The organism is Gordonia sp. (in: high G+C Gram-positive bacteria), from assembly GCF_049647785.1.
In the GTDB taxonomy this organism is placed as follows: domain Bacteria; phylum Actinomycetota; class Actinomycetes; order Mycobacteriales; family Mycobacteriaceae; genus Gordonia.
In genome coordinates, this window is sequence record NZ_JBARYI010000022.1 from 22086 (window position 1) to 39152 (window position 17067).

Sequence of the window (17067 nt, forward strand, 5' to 3'; positions counted from 1 at the left end):
AACCGGCTGCAATGCATTGCGCAATCGATTGCATCGTGTTGGGATGAGAGTAACCAAAGTCACCACGCCCCGTCAATCCCTCACGCGGGGCACAAACCAGCAGCGATACAGTGGGCATCGACGCCCGAGAGGTCATGCCCGTATGACCGCCCACCGCAGAAGGATTCCGCTCGTGTCCGAAGACGATTCCGGCCGCCGTGACCGACGCCGCGCGCCCACCCTGCGTGAAGTCGCCGAACGCGCGGGCGTCCATGTCTCGACGGTCTCCCGCGTTCTCCGCGAGACCGAACCGCCAGACGGGTGGTCACCAACGGCACTCCGGGTCCGCGAGGTAGCCGACGAGCTCGGTTACGCCCCAAATCCGTGGGCCGCCAGCCTCCGCACCCGGCGCACGGACACGATCGGCGTGGTGATGCCGCGTCTGACCGACACCGTGGTCGCGACAATGTTTGAAGGAATCGAGTACGCGGCAACCGAACTCGGCTACTCGGTTCTGCTGTCGAGCCCACCGGATACCGTTGCGGCTCAGCAGCGTTCGATCGAGTTCTTGCGCAGCCGACAGGTCGACGGTCTCCTGCTGACGAGCCTGCACCAGGGTGCCGACGAGTTCCTCGATTCCCTGCGACTGCAGAACACCCGAGTGCTCCTCATGAACCGTCACGCTGGCAGTCGTCTGCCCGCCATCACCGGCGATGACCACGCTGGTGGGCGCCTGGCCGCCGAACATCTGCTGGCACTCGGCCACCGGGAGATCGGCGTTATCGGTGGACCGCAGCACGCCACGACCGCCACCGACCGTGTCGCAGGCTTTGTTGAGGTCCTGTCCGAGGTTGGTATCTCATTGCCTCCGGACCGCATTGTGCCTTCCGGATTCGAAGTCGACGGAGGCCTTGTCGGCGCGCGGGCTCTGCTCGACCGCCCCGATCCGGTGACCGCCGTGTTTGCGGTGAACGACACCGCCGCCATCGGTGCACTCGGCGTTGCCCGAGATCTGGGTCTGCGCGTTCCCGAGGACCTTTCGCTCGTGGGGTACAACGACATCTCCGTGGTTGCGCAGTTGCCCGCGGCCCTGACAACGGTCCGCACCCCGGCGCATCTCATGGGCCAGACGGCGGTCCGACGCCTGATCGATCTCATCGAGGGCAAGTCCGTCGTCTCCGAGCGACTGCCCGTGGACCTTGTGGTGCGTGCTTCGACGGCACCACCGCGCGTGGTCGGCCTGCGGCGATGACCGGAGCACGACGCAATCCGCGGCCGCCGACGATGAAGGAGATCGCCGAGCGGACGGGAGTGCACACCTCAACGGTCTCGCGCGTGTTGCGGCAAACCGAACCCGTCGATGGCTGGTCGGAATCGGCGCTGCGGATTCACGAGGTGGCCGCTGAACTCGGCTATCGCCCCAATCCGTGGGCCGCGAGCCTGCGCACCAGGCGCACCACCACGATCGGCGCGGTCATGCCGCGGCTCACCGATGGGGTGGTCGCGACGATCTACCAGGGCGTCGAGCAAGCCGCACGCGAATCCGGCTACTCCCTGCTGCTGAGCAGCCCGCCCGATGACCCCGCCGAGCAGCGCGCTGCGATCGACTTGCTCGCGGGTCGGCAGGTGGACGGGCTTCTCTTGAGCAGCTTGCACAGCCCCGCGAGCGAATTTGTCGCCGACCTGGGGCTTTCCGTCCCCACGGTGGCCGTCAATCGACATGCCGATTCCGGCCTTCCGTATGCGGGCGGCGACGACCACCACGGCGGGCTGCTCGCCGGTCGGCATCTGCTTGCCTGCGGGTATCGCAAGCTGGCTGTCGTGGGCGGACCACACCACGCAACCACCAGCCGGGACCGGATCCGCGGCTTTGTCGACGCACTGACCGAGGCCGGGATAGCGCTGCCCAACGACTACATCAAGCACGGTCCGTTTGACGTGACCGGTGGCATCGCCGCGGCCACCGCACTTTTCGACGCGATCGATCCGCCCGACGCCATCTTTGCCGTCAGCGACTCGATCGCGATCGGCATCCTTGGCGTCGCCCGCGACCGCGGACTGGCTATTCCCGAACAGTTGGGCGTGATCGGGTACAACGACATTCCATTCGCCGCCCAGCTACCAGTACCGCTGAGCACAGTCGTGACCCCGGCGCACGATATCGGTGCGGCCGGGGTCCGACTGTTGCTGGAATTTATCGCCGATCCGGACACGGTGCCCGCCGACATTGTGCTTCCGGTGGAGTTGGTCGCCCGGGGCTCCACCCGAGCGCTGGCGGCGTTGATCTAGTCCAAATTGGCGACCCAGCCAGCTGGGGTGGCCGGTCAGGGCATCACATCGCCTGAGTTTGGCCCGAGGACCTGACCGACATACAGATTTCCACCGGGTTCGGAAGCCAGTAGCACCGCGGTGGGTGCCACTTCGTCGACTGTCCCGAACCGCCGCAACGGCAGCTCGGCCTGTTTGGCCTCTCGCCATTCCTTCGTGATCCCCGCCAGAAGCGGGGTCTCAACGGGTCCCGGCGCGATCGCGTTCACCAGGACACCCAGCGGAGCCATTTCCCTGGCAAGCGCTTTGGTCAGGCCAATGACCCCGGCCTTCGCCGCGCTGTAGTGGACCAGCGACTCGCCGCCCTTGATGCCCAACTGGCTGGCGATGTTGATGATCCGCCCCGACCCCTGAGCCACCATGTGTGGGGCAGCCCAACGACAGCACAGGAAAACGCTCGTGAGGTCCACCGAAATCATTTGGTCCCACAGCGCCGGCTCCATCTCCAGCAGCGGCGCTTCGGTCAGCAGACCTGCGCCGTTGACGAGGATGTCGAGTCGCCCGAAATCGGCGACGGCACCGTCGATCATGGCCTTCGTCGCATCCGAATCGGTGACGTCGACCGATACTGCCTGCACCCGCACCCCATATTCGGCGCACCGATCCCGGACCGGGGCGAGGGCCGATTCGTTGAGGTCGGCAAGGACCACATGGGCGCCTGCCTGGGCATATGCCTCCGCAATCGCCGCACCGATCCCACCGCCTGCACCGGTGACGAGGGCGATCTTGTCTTTTAGCATCATGGTCGTTCCCTTCTGTGGAGTCTTGATCATTCCGGCCAACGGACGGTGAGTCCGCCGTCGACGATGAGTTGTTGCCCCGTCAGATAGACGGAGTCGTCACCGGTTAGGAAGCGGATCACCCTAGCGACATCGTCGGCACGACCGACGCGACCGGCGGGAATCGATGCGGCCGCAGCGGCCAGCCCCTCCGGCCCGAGTGAGTTGACCGCATCCAGCGACTGCGGGGTCTCGATCAATCCTGGAATCACCGCATTCACTCGGATACCGCGCGGAGCCAGTTCGGTTGCCAGCGATCGGCACAGTCCAGCCTGTCCCGACTTCGCCGCGGCGTAGTGCGCGTGCTCGTCCCAGCCGTAGACACCGCCCGCGATGGATGAGATCGCGACCATTGCACCGCCATCCGGCATCCGCGCCGCCGCCGCCCGAAACAGTCGCACCACGCCGGTGAGGTCAACGTCGAGCATGTCCGCCCAAGCTTGGTCGGTCATTTCTGTCAGCGCATTGCGGCGGAGGATTCCGGCAGCCGCGACTGCGATGTCGAGGCGACCGAAACGATCCAACGCGGTTTGCGCGAGTTGGTCGACTTGCTCAGTACTGCGGACGTCGACGGGCACGGGCACCGCCGTTCGACCTTCGGCCGCGACCGCATCGATGGTCTCGGTGACATCGTGTGCGTCGCCCGGGTAGTAGCCGACGACGGAGTCGGCTCCGGCCCGGGCATAAGCCACGGCAAGGGCCCGCCCGATTCCGCTAGCGCCGCCGGTGATGACGGCGACTTTCCCGGCGAGCCCATCGTCGCGCGTCGGTTCACTGGTGCTCATGACAACCTCCTGAGGTGGAATGATTCGTGGTCACTGTTCGGGGTTCCGGGCACCGAGCATCAAGATCCCGGAGATGAAGATGCCCAGCGCTCCGGCCACGAAGGCGGCCGTGGTGACGGCATATCCGGCGGAGATGACGGCGGTCAGGACGGCACTGCCGACGATCGCGCCGAGCGGCCCCATGACGTGCGCGGTGTTGGAGCCGATTCCGCGGACTCGTGCGGGGAACGATTCGCCCATGTAAAAGACCATGGCGGCGTAGGGGCCCAGCAGGAAGAACAGGCCGATGGCGTACATGGTGATCACAAAGCCAGCGGAGTTCGGACCAAACAGCATTCCGCTCATGGCGAGGCCACCCAGCGTCCAGCCGATCATGATGGTGCTGCGTCGCCCAATTTGGTCGCCAAGCCAGCCGTGGAACAGGTAGCCGAGGAAGCCAGCACCGTTGGCGAGGATCAAGATCACCAGTGCATTGGAGAACGAAACGCCCTTGCCGTCGGTGAGGATCGTAGTGCCCAAGACGGAGAACACCTGGATACCCATCCAGTTCAGCAACCACGCACCCGACAGGCAGAGCGTGTGGCGACGCAGTTCCGGCTCGAAGAGCTGGCGCAGACCCGACTCGTCATCGCGGCTGACGTCGAGGTCGTAGAGTTCGGCCAGTTGCTGCGCCTCGGCCTGACGGCCTTCCTTGCGCAGTTCGCGGCTGCGCCGCAGCGCGACGAACGACGGGGATTCGTAGAGGCGGCGGCCCAGAATGATGATGGCGATGGCCGGGAAGGTGGCAATGAGGAACACGAATCGCCAGCTGACGATGGGCAAGAGGACCGCGGCAAACGCCGAAGCCATCAGCGCGCCGACGGGCCAGCCACTCTGCACCAGGCTGTAGCGGAAACCGCGCTTGGCTTCCTTGCCGTACATCTCGTTGAGGTAGACGCCGTTGACGACTTCCTCGGAGTATCCCAGTCCGGACAGCGAGCGAACCCCAATGAGGGAGAGCGCACCGACCACACCGGCGGTGAGGCCCGAAGCGAGGGCTGCACCAGCCGTCGTGATGATCAGGGCTGGCTTGCGGCCGTATCGATCTAGCAGCGGTCCCACTGCCAGGGCCACCACAAACGTTCCGGCGGTGACCCAGGTGGCGATCGCGGTCGCATGCGACGCCGACCAGCCGAACTCGTCAGCGATCTTGGGTAGCAGGGTTCCGAACAGTACAAAGTCGTATACCGAGAACACCCAGGCGAGGAAACACACGATCGACGTCGTGCGGATTACTCGCGGACTGATGGTCGGCGGGCCGGCAAAGAGGAGTTCGTCGGACGGTCGCTGATTTCGTGGCCAAACGTGATCAATATCCGGCGGCGTCTCGGCGACGGGTTCGGTGATGGACATGGGGATTCCTTTTAACGGGCCCAGATTTGGGCAGGAGGGGGTTGCCGGCGGCGAAGGTCGCGTCGGTCGGGAGTGGGGTATTGAGGCCAGAGTGTTCTGTTACAGGTGGGGGTGCTACATACGCGTCGGCCCGGTGGTCGTGCCTACCGATGCGAACGTCTTGGCGGTGGTGTCGTCGTCTTGCCCCGCCGCAAGGCACAGGGTGAGCAGCAGTCGTGCCTTCAGGCCATCGAGGGCGCCGGCCCGGATGAGGCCCATGTTCAGGAGTTCGATCTCCGAGCCGCGGAACCGGTAGGTGTGGCTCAGGACTTCGCCGGCACCGGTCCGCGATGCCAGCACCACCGGCATCGCCGCGGCGAGTTCGGCGACGGCCGGAAGCGCAGCGACCGGAAGGTGTCCGCCCCCGAAGGCTTCGATCACCACGCCGCGGTACCCGAGGTCGGCGAGGGTTCCGAGGATTCGGCCATCGTCGCCGAGGCCCATGCGAATTAGCGCGACAGGCGGGATGACGGTTCCGGGTGCGAGGTCGATGTGGTGCTGGCCTGCGGGGCGCAGCGCCACCACCGGTCGTCCTTCCGACACCCACCCGATGGGGCCCAGTGACGGGGACACGAAGGTCGACGCGCTCGAGGTATGACTTTTGGTCACGAACCGGGCGGCGTGGATCTCGTCGTTGAGGCATACGGTGACGCCCGTGCCCACAGCCTGCGGCGATGCCGCCACCTGAACGGCACTGAGCAGGTTCGCCGGGCCGTCAGTACCCGGCAGCGAAGGATTGCGCATGGCTCCGGACACGACGATCGGAGTAGTTCCGGGCCGCAGTAGGTCCAGGATGAACGCCGTCTCCTCGATCGTGTCGGTGCCCTGCGTGATGACCGCACCCACCGAGCCCTCAGCCACCGACGCCGCGATCGCGTCGCGGAGACGAATGAGGTCGGCGATGGTGATTTCCGGGGAGGGAGTGAGCTGGAACTGGTGGGCGTGCACATCGGCGACGTCGGTGAGACCGTCGACGGAATCGACGATGTCCTGTGCCGTCAGTGTCGGTACGGCACCGACCTCGTCACCTCGAATGCTGGCGATAGTGCCGCCCAGAGCGAAGTAGTCGATGCGGGGCGCGGGCGACGATGATGCGGTCACGATGGTCCTTCTTCTCGAGCGAGCGATGAGGGTACGGGCAAGGGGATACGGGCAATGGGAATAGATGAACGGCAGCGGGTGCCGCGCGGGTCAGGTGGCCGATGACAGGGCGTTGCGGTGGGCCGTCCACGACGCGCTGATGACGTCGGGATCCAGATCGCGGGTAACGAACAGGAGTCCGCAGTCGGCGTCGGCGACCTCGGGGTTCACGCGAGTCGGAAGACCCACCGTGCCGCGTGCGGCATGCAGGACCACCGGCGATCGCGGGGTCTTCAACAGTCCCTTCACGCGCAGGATCTGGTGCGGGTAAGCAACTACCAGCGCTCCCAGCCACAGCACAAGGACCGTCCAATCGACAGTGCCGGGCACCGGAATCCACGCCGACTTGGGGACTGCCAGTTCGGTCGCGGCCGGGAGTGCGACAGCATCGGCCACGTCGAACGACGGAACTTGCTGCGACTGCCCGAATGCGCGGACTTCCAATCGGGCTCCGGGATTGACCGACGCAACGGTCGCCAACACCGTGCTCAGTTCGTGGCCGTCGACCAGGTCGGCCTTCGCCACGACGACGGTATCGGCTTGTTCCACCTGGATTCGGGCCAGTGGCTCGTGTGTCAGATCCGAAAGTCCACGCTCGGCATCGACCGTGATGGTCGTGTCGGCAATGACAACATTGGAGGCCAGGACCGGGTCCGCCTCGATGGCTTCGAGGATGCGGGCCGGGTCCGCGAGTCCACTCGTTTCAAGTACGGCACGTGCGGGTCCGGTGCCCAGGTGTCGGCGATTGCACAGGCCGCGCAGCAGGTCGACGAGATCGTCGAGCCGTTCGCAACATGCGCAACCACCCAGGAGCGCGTGCACTCCCCCGGTGAGATCGGGCGACCGGGTGCCGGTGTCGTTGACGATGAACTCCGTGCGCGGATCGCGGTAGGCCCGTTCCAGGAGCGTCGTCTTTCCCGATCCCAGGAATCCGCCAAGGATGGTCAGCGGCAGTCGTGAATCAGCGTGCGCGGTCATCGGTCGGCCACCGCGAGGTCTTGCAGTCGCGTAACCAGCGCCGGATCGAGCGGGTCAAAGGGTTCGCCCGCCAATTCGGCGACCGCGGGCCACACCGCCGCGAGGTCGGTCACGAATCGGGTACGACCGTCCGCCGTGCTCACCGTGTAGCCATTTCCGGCCAGGTCGGCACCCACTCGGATGCCGCAGTCGGCCAACTGCACGGCGAGAACACGGACGGAGGCGGCGCGCGCACGACGCCGCGAACCGGCGTCGTCGGCAATTCCCGCAGCGCACCACTCAGGTGGTGGCACCGGCGTCCCACATATCCCGCACATGTCGACTCCCGTCGGGGTCAGTAGTCGGCGGGTCGTTCGGTGCCGGCGAAGGGGAAACGCTTGCGGAAGTCCGCGGCAGTTTCTTCCATCGTCATCCACCGCACGCCCTCGTGACCGTTGATGTATTCGATGAGCCGTTCGAGCATCAGCAGCACCTGCGGACGCCCCGATACGTCCGGGTGAATGGTGATGGGGAAGATCGCGTAGTCGAGTTCGCGGTAAACCCAGTCGAATTGGTCGCGCCAGAGTTCTTCGATGTCGCGCGGGTTGACGAAGCCGTGCGAGTTCGGGGAAGCCTTCATGAACATCATCGGCGGCAGGTCGTCGACATACCAGTTGGCACCGATTTCGACGAGGTCGATTTCCTTGCCGTGCACCATCGGCTTCATCCAGTCCGCGGCCTGCTTCGAGTAGTCGATCGTGGTCCAGGAGTCCCCGGAGCGGGCGTAGAACGGAACGAAGTCCTTGAAGCCCTGACTGTGGTCGTACTCGAAGCCGTACTTCAGCAGCAGGTCAGGCGTATTGGACGACAATTCCCACCAGGGAGCGACGTAGCCGCGCGGTGCCTTGCCTGCCAGTTCGGTGACCAGTTCCACCGAGTGTGCGAGGACGTCTTCTTCCTGCGCTGCTGTCATCGCGACCGGGTTTTCGTGCAGGTAGCCGTGGGCACCGATCTCGTGACCGTCGGCGGCCACCATCGCACATTCGTCGGGGAAGGTTTCGATGCTGTGTCCGGGGATAAACCAACTGGTCTTGAGCCCGTGACGTTTGAACATCTTCAGCAGCCGCGGCACGCCGACTTGGCCCGCCCACACGCCGCGCTGAATGTCCGACGGCGAGTCAGCTCCGCCATACGAGCCGATCCAGCCAGCGACGGCGTCGATGTCGACGCCGAAACTAACGATGATTTCCTTAGCCATGATGTACCTCGCGGAGTCACAGGGGTCGCATCCGTTGTCGGAGCGAATCGAGAAGGAACGTTTGCGAGAACGTTCTTTCTTCAAGGTATGTGATGATCGTTACATCCGTCAAGGGGACAGTGGATCGTCACATTTGTGCGGCAGCAAACGACGCGCCAACTCAGCGGCATCCCAATCGCGAAAGACCAGGGTGTCGCATGGATAGAATGACCCATGACCACACCGCCTGAGGGTTCGGCACCTCCGAATGATGCGACAGAATCTGCGGATTCAGCCCTGACTGACGCCGCCGTCGACACGGACAGTCCGGACACGGGCAATCTCGGCAAGCCCTCACTTCGCCATCGCCTTGGCACCTGGTGGCATAAGCACTTACAACGCTATTCCTTCGGTGGCTTCGTCGTTGGCCTGCTGTTCCTGTGGTCGGCATCGACGCCGTCGCTACTCCCGCGCGGTTGGTTCTTTCAAGGCGTGGTTTCCGGTGGAGCAGCGGCGATCGGCTACGGCGTTGGCGCTTTCTTAACCTGGCTTGCCCGTTTCATGGTGTCTCGCGATAGGCCATGGCCGCGGCCGTCGCGCCCCTGGTGGATCGGCGCAGCGATCATCGGCGTCGCGGGCACCGCCTTCACCCTGTACTGGTATGCGCGCTGGCAGGACGAGATCCGCGACATGATGGGCGTCGACCACCTGACCTGGACGGCCTACCCGCTGATTGTGGTCGTGGCACTCATCGTCTTTGTGATCTTCATGAGCATCGGCCAAGCCTGGGCGACCCTGCTCAAGTGGCTGGTCCGACAGATCAACCGCATTGCGCCACCCCGAATCTCGGCCACGATCGGCGTAACACTGGTGCTGATCCTGACGATTTTCATCGTCAATGGCGTGTTCGCGAACTACGCCATGAAGGGCCTCAACGCGACGTTCGCCGCCGCCAACGAAGAGAACAAGCCCAATACTCCGCCGCCGACATCCAACCTGAGGTCCGGTGGCCCCGAGTCGCTGGTGTCGTGGGAGTCCCTGGGCCGTGAAGGTCGCGTGTTTGTCTCGCACGGTCCCACCGTTCAGCAGCTCACCGAGTTCAACGACGGTGCTCCCGCCATGGAACCAATCCGCGCCTACGCTGGCCTCGATTCGGCGGACGACATTCGTGACGCCGCTGACCTCGCGGTCGCCGAACTTGAACGAACAAATGCGTTTAGTCGCAAGTTAATTGCGATCGCGGGCACAACGGGTTCCGGTTGGATGAACAAGGCGATGGTCGACTCACTCGAGTACATGTACAACGGTGACGTGGCGACGGTTGGCATCCAGTACTCGTACCTGCCAAGTTGGATCAGCTTCCTGGTCGACAGCGAACGCGCTCGCCAAGCTGGTATCGCCATCTTCGAGGCGGTCAGCGAGAAAGTTCGGGCAATCCCGGAGGCTCAGCGCCCCAAACTCGTCATCTTTGGTGAAAGCTTGGGATCGTTCTCCGGCGAGGCACCGTTCGGGTCCATCCCGACCATCGCCGCGCGGACCGACGGCGCCCTGTTTTCCGGCCCAACGTTCAACAACCAACTGTGGCTAGACACCACCAATGCTCGGGATGCAGGCAGTCCCGAAGTTAAGCCCATCTTCGACGACGGCAAGACCGTCCGGTTCATCGCCGATGAACAAGACCTGTCCCGCCCCGACGCCCCGTGGCCGCCCAATCGGGTTGTCTACCTGCAGCATGCGTCCGACCCCATCACCTGGTGGAATCCCGACCTGCTGCTTAGTAAGCCGGACTGGTTGAAAGAACCACGCGGCTCCGATGTGCTCGACGCGACGCGATGGCTTCCGATCGTGACGTTCCTCCAGGTTTCCGCAGACATGGCCGTCGCGGTGAACGTGCCCGACGGGCATGGTCACCACTACCTCCACGCCGTGCCGTATGCCTGGGCACAGATTCTGCAGCCGCCCGGCTGGACACCGGAGAAAACCGAGAAACTCGAACCGCTGCTTTCCCGCGACTAGGTCCGATCGGTCAGTAGCAGAAACCGCAGACGCCGGAGGTCGACAGCACGGTGTAGCAGGTGGGGCACAGCTTCGGCTTGGGCTCCTCCTGCTGTGCTTTCGGCTTCGCCTTCGGGGCTGCAGCCTTCGCTGCTGAAGCCCTCGGGGGCTTGGCCGCCTTCGCTGCTGAAGCCTTAGTGGGCTTGGTGCCCTTCGTCTGCGCCGTCTTTCGCGGCGGGGACGACGGACGCTTGGAGCGCTTCTCCGCGACACGCGCCGCGAGCGTGGGACGGGCGAATTCGGGGATGTCGGCGCCGAAGGATTGATAGCAGGCAAACCGTGCGATTGCTGCATCCATGTCAGCGTCTTCGGGTTTGCTGCGACCCGAGTCCGCCAAGACGTTGAGGTACGTTTCGCCGACACTCTGGTCGAGGCGCACGCACAGCGAAGCGAGCAGCGGTTCCCCATCCGACTGCGCTCGGGTGACCGCAACAAGCAGGTGATCGACCCACAGGCGGACCGCACCACCAGCGCGAATGCCGGTTTCGCTCTGCACCTTCGACCCTAGTTCGGCCTGCGTGATGAGCGCGCCGTAGATCCCCGCGGTTTCGATCAAGACCTCGCGGGCCACCTGGGCCCACTCGCCGATCGCCTCGTCGAAGGGGACCGGAATTTCACTGGGCTCGCGCCACGCGGGGAGGATCGTGTCGTCAGGATGCACTCAAACAAGCTACGGCGTTTTGGCACCAACGGGCCAATCCACGGGGCTTCCAGGGGTAGAGATCACGTCCACCGCACGCTAGGTGCGGTCGTCAAACCGCCATCGCCGTCGTAGACGAGGAATCATCCCGCGACGTTAGATCAAGGCCAGCCCCGATCTTGCCGAGTTCGTCGCCAGCCGTTCGCATGACAAAATGCTTCATAATTGACTTGCCGTGCGAGGACCGTTCATCCCGTGCGACCGAGATATTCACCGAACACGGACTTCTTCACGGGGGCAGCGTGGCTCTAACTGATGGGCGTCGACCTTGCTTGGTCGACGTCAACCGGCCCCATTTCACTACCTGGGAGAGCTGAGTGCCGACTCCCCGCGGACCGCGTACCGTCATGCCGTCATGCCGTCGCCTGCAAAGGCGGCCCTAGTCGATGTCCACGAGTGCTGTTCCCTCCCCCAAGACCACTGAAGTCGCCGCCCCCAAAGTGCCCGCATACCGCACCGATCTGGACGGTCTGCGCGGCATCGCGATTGCCCTAGTGGCGTGCTTTCACATTTGGTTCGGTCGAGTCTCCGGCGGCGTCGACGTCTTCCTAACCCTGTCGGGCTACTTCTTCATTGGATCGCTGGTACGTCACACCATTCACAGCCAGTCGTCGAAGATTGGGCTCGGGGAGACGATCAACCCGTCGCCCCGCATGGAACGACTGTTCCGTCGTCTCCTCCCGGCGCTCTACACCCTGCTGATCGGTGTCGCGATCCTGACGGTCGTGGTCATCGCGCAGACCCGTTGGCAAAACATTGGCAACGAGATTTTGGCCAGCGCGCTGTACTACCAGAACTACTTCCTGGCCGGGAACTCCCAGGATTATCTCGCCGCAAGCTCGGTCAACAGTCCGCTGCAACACCTGTGGTCGATGTCGATGCAGGGCCAGTTTTTCCTCGGTGCCCTGGTGGTTTTGCACCTCCTCGCCGGCACCATCAAATATCTCGGCCGCCGGTTCGATGGCCTCACCCGGCCGGCCGCGATCCGGGCGATTTTCGGGATTGTCGTCGGCGGCGTCGCCCTCGCATCGTTTATTTGGGCCCAGTACCGGTCAGGTATTGACCAGCCCTACAACTACTACGACACACTGTCCCGATTGTGGGAACCCCTGGTCGGCGGCTTGCTCGCGATCTGGATGCCCGCATTCCGGGTGTCGAATCGCATTCGCGGCGCAGTCACGATCATTGCCTTGCTGTTGATCGCCACGTGCGGCTGGTGGATCGACGGCGTCGCGCACTACCCGGCCGCCCTCGCCTGGGTGCCAGTCGGCGCCACGCTCATGGTGATCTGGTCGGGGCAGGTCGCCGACAATCAGCCCCTGCCCTCCCCCAACCGCGCCCTGGCAAGCAAACGCGCGGTGTGGCTGGGCAGCCTGTCGTACTCGTTGTACTTGATCCACTGGCCGCTACTGATCTTCTACCTGACCTGGCGACAGGTCGACCACGCGAACTTCGTCGAAGGCGCCGCAATCCTGATCGTTTCGCTGGGACTGTCGTGGTTGATGAAGCGCTACATCGAGGATCCGATGCGCGGCGGCGGACGGTCGGCCATGGCGCACGTTCGCTGGCGGGCCCATCCTCGGCTCACCTACACCGCAGCGGTGACCGTGGTGCTGGTAATCGCCTCGCTCACGACGGCGGGATTGATAAAAGCGTGGGACCAGCACGTTGAGACCACGCGAGTCGACACCACGAACCTGGATCCGGCGCTCTATCCGGGAGCTCGCGCCCTATTGGAGAACGCACAGGCCCCGGCACTCCCGCCGCAGCCCACCCCGTTGGGCGCACAGAGCGATCTGCCGCAAACTTTCTTCGATGGCGTTATGAGCGAGTTCGACGTCACCACGCCCCAGGTCGGTCATTACGGTGACCCCAACGGGACGTGGACGATTGCCTTGGCTGGCGGCTCGCACACCGAAATGTGGCTGGGCGCGCTCGATCCGATTGGCAAGGCAAACGGCTTCCAGATTGTCACCTACGTCAAGCGTGGTTGCGCACTCACGACCGATGTCAATCCGCCCTACTTGGAACGGAATCCGTACCCCGAATGTGCGGAGTGGAACGACGCCGTTATGAAGGACCTGCTGCGGATAAAGCCCGACGCCGTGGTCACCAATTCCACCCGCCCATCGATTTCTGGTCCGGGCGACTACATGCCAGAGGGATACCGCCACACCTTCGACAAGTTGACTTCAGCGGGAATCCCCGTGGTTGGCATCCGAGATTCGCCGTGGCCGCACAACGACGAAGGTCCGATCACGACACCCGACTGCCTCTCGGCTGGCGGCAATGCGAAGAGTTGCGGCACCGTTCGCGATAGCGCGTTAAGCAGTGTTGATCCCGCGTTGGCCTACGCGGCCGATAACCCGCTGTTCCACCCCATCGACCTATCCGACGGGATTTGCACGCCAACCTTCTGCCCGGCTGTCGTCGGCAACATCATGGTGTACCGGGACATCCACCACCTCACACAGACCTACATTCGGACCTTGATTCAGGACTTCTCGCGGCAATTGACGGCAGCGTTGCCATGGACCGGGCCACCGCTCACTACCGGCTAGCGGCGGCGAGCCTTTGCCGTGTTGGCGGCGAGGTAAGCGATGTATGCGCCAAGGCCAATTAGTCCGACCTTCCGCGTCTTGGGTACTGCAATCGCAGCTCCGACGGCGGCCTCGATGGTCCCGTTGACCTTCAATGCCTGTTCGGGATCGTCGGGGAACGCCGTCTCGGTGATTCCGCGGAACACGGTCGGCACAAAGAAGTGCGCGATACCGGTCACTGCGAGCCCGGCACCAGCGATTGTCGCAAGCAGATTCCCGGAGTTGGACTTAGCCACTGTGTATCTCACCTTCGTTGGGGCCGTCTACGACGGCGACTAGAACTATGTCTACTTGAGCAGAACCGATTCGGGTAGGGGGTCCCGAATGGTCTCCGGGTCGGTGCCATCCCAGCACTCGACACCGGTCAGGCCGGGGATGTCGTTGCGGTTGAAGATCGGGTCCAGGCCCTTCGCGCGCTGTACCGAGTAGTTGCTCAGCAGCGCCACCGCGACTCCTCCGATCAGGAACAGACCGACGATGTTCACCGTAGCCATCAGCGAGGAAAAGACGTCTGCGAGGTTCCAGACGAGGGATACCTTGGCGATCGCGCCGAAGAAAACAAAGCCGATAACGGCCACTCGGAAGACGTTCAACACCCAGGGTCGTCGCGTGAAGAACACAATGTTGGTTTCGCCGTAGTAGTAGTTGCCGATCACCGAACTGAAGGCAAGGAAGAACAGAATTATCGCTAGCAGCGGACCTGCCCACGAACCGATGTGATGCGCGAGCGCAGTTTGGGTCAGTTGCACACCTTCGACGCCGCTGCCGTAATCCGGGTCGGACATCAGAATGATGAAGGCGGTGGCGGAGCAGACGACCAGCGTGTCGAAGTAGACGCCCAAGGTCTGGACCAGGCCCTGCTTGGCCGGATGCGAGACCGCGGCGGTCGCAGCGGCGTTGGGCGTCGAACCCATACCGGCTTCGTTGGAGAACAGTCCGCGACGCATGCCCTGCATGATTGCCGCCCACACGCCGCCGCCGACGAATTCGCGGAAACCAAAGGCCGACTCGACGATGTCGCGAATCACGCCTGGCAGCTGCGACAGATTCGTTACGACGATAACGAGCGCGAGACCGACGTAGATGATCGCCATCAGCGGCACCACAACCTGTGAAACGCCGGAAATCCGGTGCACGCCACCGAAGATCACCAAGGCGGTGAGGGTCGCGAGTGCGCCCCCAATCACGTACGGGACCCATGCTGACTCTGAGCCGATTGCAAGGTCGACGGCTGCGGTGATCGAGTTGGACTGTACAGAGTTGAAGACGAAGCCATAGGTGAAGGTGATCGCGGCGGCGAACAGCAATGCCATCACCATGCCGAGTCGCTTGTTCTTGATTCCACGACTCAGGTAGTACGCGGGACCGCCGCGGTAGTCGGCTCCATCGCGGACTTTATAGAGCTGTCCGAGTGTCGATTCGACGAATGCGGTCGCACCGCCAATGATCGCCAGCACCCACATCCAAAAGACCGCACCCGGTCCACCTATCGTGATGGCGACCGCGACGCCCGCCACGTTTCCGGTACCGACTCGTGAAGCTGCGGAGATGCAGAACGCACGGAACGCGGAGATCTGAGCGGTACCGCCAGCCGCTTTTGGCGGCGTCTCGCGTATTGCGCGCGCCATGTCCGGCAGCATTCGGATTTGCACGATGACTGTCCGCACGCCCCACCACAACCCGGCACTTACGAGTAGAACGATAAGCACGTACCCGTACCAGTCGTTGAACCAAATGACGGCATTGTCGATTGCGTCCATGCCGGAAGTGTAAAGGCCGATCGAGTGATCCTCCGGGAAGTCACGGTCGGTGGGTGAATTGTCGGGGCCAGCCGGGTTTCGTCGACGTTGCTGACGCCCCACCTAGACCCAGTTTCGTTCCGGCATGACGTTTCTGGCACGACTGAACCCCCGACCGGCGGTGATTTCCGGCTGGTCGGGTGGTTAAGCCCCTAGCAAGTGGTCGAGGTGGGCCTCGATGCGGGAATCCTTCGCCGAGGGTGGGGCGTGCGGACCCTGAATGGGCAGCAACTCGGCGTGGTGGGTTTGGTTGACCCGCCACTGAGCGCGTCGGCCGGGGGTGCGGGGTCGCCAAGCGACCCGGCCCCGGGCGGGGCCATCAATAACAAGTTGGGTTTCCCACTCGCCGACGTTCTTGCCGACCGAACGGTTGTGGCGTCCGCACGCGGCACCCAAATGGTCTACATCGGTGGGGCCACCGTCGGCCCAATCGGGGAAGTGGTGCGCCTCGGTCCGGGCGAACGGGGCATTACACCGGCGTGCGGTGCACCCGCGGTCGCGGGCGAAAAGCATGAGGCGTTGGGGCTTGTTGGCCAACCGCGACCCCCGCCCCAAGTAGAGAGGCTGGCCGGTGGAGTTGGCGAAGACCGCCAAATGCGGGGTCGCATTCGCGGCCAGCTCGACGAGCTCGCCCACCGGAACCCGGGTTCCGGTCGCAGTGAGGGCGACTCCGGCCTTCTCGGCCAACTCCCGGTCGGTCACCGTGATGACCAACTCCGACGACAACGCCCGGCCAGCGCCGGGCCGCAGGGCTTGCTCGGCCTCCAGCAGAGCCAGCAGGGCATCGTGCTGGCGTTGGCCGATCGAACGGTCATCGCGTTCGGCCGCCGCGGCGAGGGCGGCCGGATCAGCGGCCTCAGCCGCCCCGCGTGGGGAGGCTGGGTCGGCGGGGTTGTTCATTCCGGGCTTGGCCCAGGAGTCGAACATGACCTCGAACCGGGCCCGAAGTTCGGGGGTGAGGTAGCCCCGGACTTTGCTCATCAGGCGTTGGTCTTGCCCGCCGAGCCCGAACTGGCGGAGGCGTTGGCGGTCCCGCTCGTCGGTGAGCGCCCCGTCGGGGTCGAGGTGGGCCAACAGGCGGTGTCCGGCGGTGCGGACCCCGGCCGGGGTGAGGTCGCGGGCGACCTCGGCTAACTGGGCTTCGGCCCCGGCTCGAGTAGCCCGGTCGGCCGCGGCCGGGATTTTCCGCATCACCGCATCAATCTCGACCACATGGTCGGCACTGATAGCGCCGTCGGCGACCGCCTGGGCGGTGGCCGGAAACACCGGCGGCAGAG

Annotated in this window: 15 protein-coding genes; 4 read left to right on the top strand and 11 right to left on the bottom strand. The window is 64.3% G+C overall.

Features of this window, described 5'->3' with window-relative positions; all coding sequences use genetic code 11:
- Window positions 1-172: 172 nt before the first annotated feature.
- Window positions 173-1231 (top strand): LacI family DNA-binding transcriptional regulator, encoded by a 1059-nt coding sequence (locus tag WBA38_RS03175; RefSeq protein WP_424293293.1) that lies wholly within the window; start codon window positions 173-175, stop codon window positions 1229-1231.
- A complete protein-coding gene (locus tag WBA38_RS03180) occupies window positions 1228-2268 on the top strand; it encodes a LacI family DNA-binding transcriptional regulator (RefSeq protein ID WP_424293294.1) in 1041 nt (346 codons plus the stop codon). The genes WBA38_RS03175 and WBA38_RS03180 overlap by 4 nt, the downstream gene beginning before the upstream one ends.
- Window positions 2269-2303: 35 nt before the next feature.
- Here the strand turns inward: WBA38_RS03180 and WBA38_RS03185 are convergent, their stop codons facing one another.
- The 7 genes from WBA38_RS03185 to WBA38_RS03215 all read right to left on the bottom strand — a co-directional run bounded on the left by WBA38_RS03185 (window position 2304) and on the right by WBA38_RS03215 (window position 8657).
- Complete coding sequence (locus WBA38_RS03185; RefSeq protein ID WP_424293295.1) at window positions 2304-3050, bottom strand: SDR family NAD(P)-dependent oxidoreductase; 747 nt, start codon at window positions 3048-3050, stop codon at window positions 2304-2306.
- Between the two features lie 26 nt (window positions 3051-3076).
- Window positions 3077-3871: an SDR family NAD(P)-dependent oxidoreductase gene (locus WBA38_RS03190; RefSeq protein ID WP_424293296.1), complete on the bottom strand. Its 795-nt coding sequence runs from the start codon at window positions 3869-3871 to the stop codon at window positions 3077-3079.
- A 30-nt stretch (window positions 3872-3901) separates the two neighbouring features.
- Complete coding sequence (locus tag WBA38_RS03195) at window positions 3902-5263, bottom strand: MFS transporter (RefSeq protein WP_424293297.1); 1362 nt, start codon at window positions 5261-5263, stop codon at window positions 3902-3904.
- A 114-nt stretch (window positions 5264-5377) separates the two neighbouring features.
- A complete protein-coding gene (locus tag WBA38_RS03200) occupies window positions 5378-6403 on the bottom strand; it encodes an asparaginase (protein WP_424293298.1) in 1026 nt (341 codons plus the stop codon).
- Between the two features lie 90 nt (window positions 6404-6493).
- Entirely contained in the window at window positions 6494-7420 is a 927-nt protein-coding gene (locus WBA38_RS03205) for a CobW family GTP-binding protein (RefSeq protein WP_424293299.1), read from the bottom strand.
- Window positions 7417-7713, bottom strand: a complete 297-nt coding sequence (locus WBA38_RS03210; RefSeq protein ID WP_424322025.1) for a hypothetical protein — start codon at window positions 7711-7713, stop codon at window positions 7417-7419. The genes WBA38_RS03205 and WBA38_RS03210 overlap by 4 nt, the downstream gene beginning before the upstream one ends.
- A gap of 41 nt (window positions 7714-7754) precedes the next feature.
- On the bottom strand, window positions 7755-8657 hold the full coding sequence (locus WBA38_RS03215) for a polysaccharide deacetylase family protein (RefSeq protein WP_424293301.1): 903 nt from the start codon (window positions 8655-8657) through the stop codon (window positions 7755-7757).
- A gap of 213 nt (window positions 8658-8870) precedes the next feature.
- Here WBA38_RS03215 and WBA38_RS03220 point away from each other — a divergent pair, with 213 nt between their 5' ends.
- Entirely contained in the window at window positions 8871-10652 is a 1782-nt protein-coding gene (locus WBA38_RS03220; RefSeq protein WP_424293302.1) for an alpha/beta hydrolase, read from the top strand.
- Window positions 10653-10662: 10 nt separating this feature from the next.
- Here the strand turns inward: WBA38_RS03220 and WBA38_RS03225 are convergent, their stop codons facing one another.
- Window positions 10663-11352, bottom strand: coding sequence for a hypothetical protein (locus tag WBA38_RS03225; protein ID WP_424322026.1), 690 nt, complete (start codon window positions 11350-11352; stop codon window positions 10663-10665).
- Between the two features lie 425 nt (window positions 11353-11777).
- Between WBA38_RS03225 and WBA38_RS03230 the strand changes: the two genes are divergently transcribed.
- Window positions 11778-13952, top strand: a complete 2175-nt coding sequence (locus WBA38_RS03230; RefSeq protein ID WP_424322027.1) for an acyltransferase family protein — start codon at window positions 11778-11780, stop codon at window positions 13950-13952.
- On the opposite strand, the gene WBA38_RS03235 is transcribed toward WBA38_RS03230, so the two are convergent.
- The 3 genes from WBA38_RS03235 to WBA38_RS03245 all read right to left on the bottom strand — a co-directional run.
- Complete coding sequence (locus WBA38_RS03235) at window positions 13949-14227, bottom strand: hypothetical protein (RefSeq protein WP_424293305.1); 279 nt, start codon at window positions 14225-14227, stop codon at window positions 13949-13951. The two genes, WBA38_RS03230 and WBA38_RS03235, sit on opposite strands and share 4 nt — an antisense overlap.
- Before the next feature lie 51 nt (window positions 14228-14278).
- A complete protein-coding gene (locus WBA38_RS03240; protein WP_424322028.1) occupies window positions 14279-15751 on the bottom strand; it encodes an alanine/glycine:cation symporter family protein in 1473 nt (490 codons plus the stop codon).
- A 183-nt stretch (window positions 15752-15934) separates the two neighbouring features.
- On the bottom strand, window positions 15935-17067 hold a 1133-nt coding region (locus WBA38_RS03245; protein WP_424322029.1), incomplete at its 5' end, for a DUF222 domain-containing protein.

Bases quoted from the DNA above. Each gene is read 5' to 3' on its own strand.
- WBA38_RS03180 (WP_424293294.1), top strand. From the start codon at position 1,228: ATGACCGGAGCACGACGCAATCCGCGGCCGCCGACGATGAAGGAGATC.
- WBA38_RS03185 (WP_424293295.1), bottom strand. From the start codon at position 3,050: ATGATGCTAAAAGACAAGATCGCCCTCGTCACCGGTGCAGGCGGTGGG.
- WBA38_RS03190 (WP_424293296.1), bottom strand. From the start codon at position 3,871: ATGAGCACCAGTGAACCGACGCGCGACGATGGGCTCGCCGGGAAAGTC.
- WBA38_RS03195 (WP_424293297.1), bottom strand. From the start codon at position 5,263: ATGTCCATCACCGAACCCGTCGCCGAGACGCCGCCGGATATTGATCAC.
- WBA38_RS03205 (WP_424293299.1), bottom strand. From the start codon at position 7,420: ATGACCGCGCACGCTGATTCACGACTGCCGCTGACCATCCTTGGCGGA.
- WBA38_RS03215 (WP_424293301.1), bottom strand. From the start codon at position 8,657: ATGGCTAAGGAAATCATCGTTAGTTTCGGCGTCGACATCGACGCCGTC.
- WBA38_RS03220 (WP_424293302.1), top strand. From the start codon at position 8,871: ATGACCACACCGCCTGAGGGTTCGGCACCTCCGAATGATGCGACAGAA.
- WBA38_RS03230 (WP_424322027.1), top strand. From the start codon at position 11,778: ATGTCCACGAGTGCTGTTCCCTCCCCCAAGACCACTGAAGTCGCCGCC.
- WBA38_RS03240 (WP_424322028.1), bottom strand. From the start codon at position 15,751: ATGGACGCAATCGACAATGCCGTCATTTGGTTCAACGACTGGTACGGG.